General features: G+C 59.2%; 2 protein-coding genes and 2 pseudogenes. 3 read left to right on the top strand and 1 reads right to left on the bottom strand.

Annotation, left to right across the window (positions count from 1 at the left end; genetic code table 11):
• Positions 1 to 405, bottom strand: a pseudogene (locus EOA27_RS25030) (transposase); the annotation flags it as partial.
• A 148-nt stretch (positions 406 to 553) separates the two neighbouring features.
• On the opposite strand from EOA27_RS25030, the pseudogene EOA27_RS25035 reads away from it, so the two are divergent.
• The 3 genes and pseudogenes from EOA27_RS25035 to EOA27_RS25045 all read left to right on the top strand — a co-directional run.
• Positions 554 to 814, top strand: a pseudogene (locus EOA27_RS25035) (helix-turn-helix domain-containing protein); the annotation flags it as partial.
• Between the two features lie 172 nt (positions 815 to 986).
• Positions 987 to 1,649 carry a hypothetical protein gene (locus EOA27_RS25040; RefSeq protein WP_127257509.1) on the top strand — a complete coding sequence of 221 codons (663 nt, stop codon included), beginning with the start codon at positions 987 to 989 and terminating at the stop codon, positions 1,647 to 1,649.
• A gap of 218 nt (positions 1,650 to 1,867) precedes the next feature.
• The coding region (locus tag EOA27_RS25045; RefSeq protein WP_127257511.1) for an AAA domain-containing protein at positions 1,868 to 4,239 on the top strand (2,372 nt) is incomplete at its 3' end.

The raw sequence follows: 4,239 nt of genomic DNA on the forward strand, positions 1-4,239 counted from the left end.
GATCTCCTCAGGCGTGAATAGCAGGGGTATCCGTCGGGCGACGGTGAGATAGGACGGAGCGGTCTGCCCGGCCTCCTCGCAGCGGGCGCGGATTTCCGCGACGACAGGCGCGAGCGGAGGAGCTTCAAGCACCAGCCACTGCTCTCGCAGCGTCGAGGCGATGATCTCCTCGATGCCCTGGTTAAGGCGCTTCTTACGAACGCCATCCAGCGGGGGCAGTAGCGACGTCACGGTGCGATCGATGCGGTAGCGCGCCAGCAGGTTATAGACTTGGCGGGTCGAGAGCCGCAGCTCGGCTGCGGCCCGATTGATTGCCGCCTGTCGTGGACCCGAACCGTCGAGAATCCTGTCAAGCTCGCGGGCGACACGGCGTGCAGCCAGCCACACTTCATCGGAATGCGACAAAGCAGGTGCTGCTTTTCGGTTGTGCAATGGCTTCGGCAAATCGAGCAGTCAGTGAAATCGTTAGCGAAAATCACGCCCTTCGTAGCGCGGAAACCTAACCGGCATATGACGTTCGGGCGTTTGAAATCGGGAAGTAAAAGCGACATACGAAGCGGCGAGCGCCGGACTCAAGGAGCACGACCGTCTGCTTCTCGCCAAGGGCCAGATGGAGCGTGTGCTGCGCGGCCGCCGCGCCAGCTCGAAATTGCCCGCATTGCTCGATCTGGTCCTGTCGCGTCCGCTGGTGTCGACCAGCATGATTCAGGACAAGCTCGAAGTTTCCCGGCAGGGTGCCCTCGATCTCGTCGGCGCACTTAACCTGCGCGAGATGACGGGGAGGGAGAGTTTCCGAGCGTGGGGAATCCTGTAGATCGGATCCATGCAAATATCAGACTTGGCGAGGCTGCGGTGTCGTGACGGCTAGCAGGGAAGAAAATGGAACTCGTTCCCATCAGCGGTGATCCCACGTTAAATCGGGCCAAATGGCGTTGGTCGCAACGCGCCTGTGGGATGATCCACGAGAAGACCCAGCAGCACTTTGCATGCTCGACGGAAGCCAACATATCCCTGGCAAGAGCCAACGACCCCTGGCGGCCTACCTTGCTCCGGCTTGGGCGCAATGCTGGTCGCTGAACCCCGGTTCCGATACCTTGCTGAGGGCGTACTCTCGCGTGAATCTGGATCCGCAAACGCGACGCAACTCGGATCGTTCCAACGAAGGCGTGACCGTCACGACCACGGTCCGGCGTCTGTTGGCCGCTGCCAAAGAGTGGCATGCCGTCGGCGCAGACGGCCATGTCGTGGCCGGTCGGGTAGAATATCTGGACGACCAGGAAATCTGGCAGCGCATCGTGAATGCGTGCAACGGCGAGCGCGGCCCTGGTTTTTTCTGCACCGTGCAGGGGCGCGCCGAGTCACTTTTGTGGAAGCGGGGCTATTTCGGCCATGAGCAGGAAATGCGTCTTCTCCTGATCGGTCGGTCTTGGCAGCAGGATAGACCATCACCGAAAGTTCGGCTTGTGAAGATCGATCCGAACGCCTTGTTCACTTCAATCAGCTTCGATCCGAGGCTTCAACCTTTCGAGCTAAATGAACGGATCGCTGAGTTTCGGGAAGCGGGTTATACCGGCGAAATCGTTCGAGACCTCAACTATCAGAAGGTGCTTTCCCTACTTATCATGATGCGGGACTGGCCTGATCCATAGTGTGAGGAAATGTTCGCCTTTCCCTCAAACGCGAGCGGCGCCAGTTCGGGTGCCGCCCCTGTGGACAAGCCAGCCAAGGAGTCGTTTGTCCGAATCTCTACATTCTGTACTATAACTGAGTCTGGGTAGCGGGGTGGGCAAACGAATATTGGGCGATGGTCGCCCGAATCGTCGCGCCTGAGCGAATATAGGGATCAAGTGAATCCCTCGGGCGTGGCATGGCGAAGAAGAAAGTACCGAGTCGCAAGCGTCCGCCCCTTGAGGCGCGGTTTGAGTTCGTCGGGGACGCGATCGCCCCTATTGATCGCTCGGCACTCAGATCCGCGATTTTCGAGGTAGAGGAACGGGACACCGGGGCGGGCTACAACCTAAAGCTTTGGCGTAAAACCAACACCGCTGTGGACGATGATCTGCGCCAACTATGGCTGCACGAAATGCGGCAGATGCAACGCCTGATGTCGTATGGCGGCGCGCGCGACGTGATCGTAGACGTCATCGAATTCGTCGAAGACGAAGAAAATTTCGGAGTACTGCAACCGCAACTCGGCCAGCCGCTAGCCCAGCGACTGAAACGTCTTCCCCGGCAGCATTGGCTGAGGAACTTAGGGGCCATTAGGTCGCGCGTACTCTTCTGGAGGAATATCGGCCGCCTCGTGAAGGCACTCGGCATCGTCCATTCCCAAGGGCTCGTGCACGGAAGCCTGAGCGAAGATGTCGTGCTCACGGAGGGATCGGAAGACCCGGACTTTTACCTTGCTGGATTTGAATGGAGTCTGTGGCTGAGTGCGGATTCCGTTGCAGCCTCGCATGCTCGTCTCAGCCCCCAGAGCGAGTCGAAAAGAGCGCTGCGATACTCGTTTGAGGAGGATTGGCAGGCTCTAGGTCGACTGATCGCGGCGACCCTTCGTGTGGTCGTGAGACAAACGGGAGACGTTGAAGCCCTCGACGGGCCCGACCAAGCCCTCGCGTTGAGCCCTTCCGAGCGCGCCGTTTTACGCCGCCTCATCGTCCCTTATCGGCTTGACGTTCAGGACGCCGGAACGATTTCGCGGGCGATCGATGACATTATCTCAAACGTCTCGCGCTCCGTCGCCGCCAGGGCAGGAACCTTCTTGCTCGCGTTGCCGGTTCCGTCTCGCGTGGCTGACGTGATTTTCGCCGCAACCGGTGGACAAGTACCCGTCGACGAGTTTCGAAAGCAGGTGGATTGGCTCCAGGCAGACATGGCAGGGGGGGCCACGTTGCTTGTGCCGACATCGTTTGATCCAAAGAGAGATCGCCTGACCTTGGTTACCGAGGCGATGACGTACACGTTGACCGCGTTCCAAGATGATGGCGTCCCCGTCTGGGATATCGCTTTTTGCGCCAATGCGGAGCCACGTGGCGGTCCAATCGGCCTTGGCAACTTCGTTGAACATCCGATCCTTCAACCAATTTCGGTGGCTGGAATTCGGCGGGCCCGAGACCTACGCGCTGAACTTGGGCCCGACGTTTTGGATTGGAGTGCCTTCGCAGATCAAAAAGACGGTGCGGATAGCGGGCGCACGGAGGAAATCCAGGCCGCGCTCGTACTGGTTCAAATTGTCGAATCCGTCGTCAAGGCGTTCGAAATCTATCCGATCGAAGTGCTCGAATCGTCCAGCGATCGTGGTCGACGCTATGTGACAATCCGCGGGCTTCCAAACAATGATCGTGATCGTATCGCCAAGCGCATCGGCGTCCCCGAGACGTCGGCGGCGCTGGCCAGGCTCTTCGCGGAGGAGCACCGGGACGCCGAAAGCCAATGGCGCATCAGCCTTTCCGCGAGCCTGGGCGGGTCTAGAACGCACGACATCACGGCGTCGTTTGTCGACGTCGTCGAGAAACGAGGTGGTCAAGCATACCGATTCGAGGTTGACGACGAGGTTCCCCAGGGAGGTCCGCTGTTCCTACGTGCCGACGGTGAGACCGGCACCGAGAAGGTTATAGGGCGGCACCTGGCGAATATTCGCGCGCTCAACACGCGAGTCGATCTCGTGGACATGCTAGACGATCCTTGGCGACTTCAGCGCTCGAGCAAGGAGGCGCTGAGGGAAGATGACGCCGAGTTCGCGGAACTGGATCACCCGAAGCAGAAGGCTCTGCGCTCTATCTGGAGCACTCTTCCGTCTTTCTTTGTCGTTGGTCCACCTGGCGTGGGGAAGACAAGGCTAGCGACAGAATTGATCTGGCGCCGTTTCGAGGATCCATCGACTCGCATCCTCCTGAGTGCACAGGGCCACGACGCCCTCGATAACTTGCAGGAAAAAGTCAAGGAGGTGCTAGCTATTCACGATGCGCATGGCGTTATTGTCGTGCGTTCGTCATCACTTCGGAGGGCGAAAACCGAAGACGATGTGCAGCGTGTTGCCGCGAAATACCTTCGGGCTTTGGCCGGGAGCCAAATGGTCTCGGAAAATATCTCCGGTGAGCGCGAGCAGATCAAGCGTCTTGCCGCGGCGTACGACCGGCTTGAGGCCAAATCCGCTCAGACGAAGCGAGCTCAGTTGTCGTCAGACGAGGACGAATTGCATGACGAAGAACGAAAAGGACTGCGAGGCATGTCCAATCT

Origin of the sequence: Mesorhizobium sp. M2A.F.Ca.ET.037.01.1.1, assembly GCF_003998075.1 — a bacterium.
Lineage (GTDB): Bacteria > Pseudomonadota > Alphaproteobacteria > Rhizobiales > Rhizobiaceae > Mesorhizobium.

What these genes read in the sequence shown, in the direction of transcription:
- EOA27_RS25040 (WP_127257509.1), top strand. Translation starts at nt 987, where the DNA reads ATGCTCGACGGAAGCCAACATATCCCTGGCAAGAGCCAACGACCCCTG.